The following is a 391-nucleotide window of genomic DNA, read 5'->3' as shown; positions in this document are numbered from 1 at the left end:
TCGTCGGCAGCGTCAGATGTGTATAAGAGACAGGGGCGATGGTGCGCTCGTAGGAGCGCAGGACGTCGCCGCCGCCGTACATCGACGGCAGGATGCGCTTCTCGTCGAAGAACAGCTCGAACATGTTGAGTTGGAGGAAGTCGTCCATGGCACCCGCGCCGACGACGACGAGGGTGCCGCCACGCCGGGTGTTCTCGTACGCCGTGCGGGCGGTGGCGGACTTGCCGACGACCTCGAAGACGTAGTCGAACCCCTCGCCGGCGGTGACCTGCTGCTTGGCGTCGGCCAGCTCGTCGGGCGAGACCGCCCTCGTGGCACCGAACTTGAGGGCGGACTCGCGGCGCGAGGCGACCGGGTCGACGGCGACGATCTCGGCGGCGCCCTTGAGCCG

Annotated in this window: 1 protein-coding gene; it reads right to left on the bottom strand. The window is 68.5% G+C overall.

Going from position 1 to position 391, the window contains the following annotated elements; translation table 11 throughout:
* The coding region (locus IG05_RS0141205; protein WP_030349199.1) for a zinc-binding dehydrogenase at positions 1–391 on the bottom strand (391 nt) is incomplete at both ends.

The sequence above is a fragment of the Streptomyces sp. NRRL S-1022 genome, assembly GCF_000720135.1.
Classification (GTDB): domain Bacteria; phylum Actinomycetota; class Actinomycetes; order Streptomycetales; family Streptomycetaceae; genus Streptomyces.
Note: the sequence above shows the minus strand (reverse complement) of the source record. Positions and strands in the feature narration are given on the sequence as shown.